This is a genomic window from Paenibacillus thermotolerans (assembly GCF_028745515.1).
In the GTDB taxonomy this organism is placed as follows: Bacteria; Bacillota; Bacilli; order Paenibacillales; family YIM-B00363; genus Paenibacillus_AE; species Paenibacillus_AE thermotolerans.
The window spans coordinates 1-358 of sequence record NZ_JAQZSG010000097.1 but is presented as its reverse complement, the minus strand read 5'-3'; the positions used below and the strand labels follow the sequence as shown (position 1 = coordinate 358).

Below are 358 nucleotides of genomic sequence, written 5' to 3'. Positions count from 1 at the left end.
TTTTTTTACTAATTCTCTAAGGATGCGGATCTCCAGTTCCTTTTCGCCAAGCAGCTTTACAGCCTCCTCGTATTTCTTTTCAATCTCAGGAAGCTTTGCAGCATCGAGTTTGAGCTTTTCTGCTTCATCACGTTTTTTAGCCATAAGATCGTCCACCTCATCCTGGTATTGACGGACCCAAATACTAAGCGTTTTTGGAGACATGCCGTATCGTCTAGCTACAACCTCTGTGCGATAACCAGCCAAAACTTCAGCTACGTACTCCTTTTTTGCTTGAACAGGGCACCGAAACCGTCTTTTCATGGGTAACTCCTCCACCTGTCTTTTAGTGTATCTGAAGTGGTTAGGAGTGTCCAAA

General features: G+C 44.1%; 1 protein-coding gene. It reads right to left on the bottom strand.

The window, feature by feature from the left end:
- Positions 1–303: transposase (locus PT964_RS26385; RefSeq protein ID WP_274366338.1), on the bottom strand; the 303-nt coding region annotated here is incomplete at its 3' end.
- Between the last annotated feature and the right edge of the window lie 55 nt (positions 304–358).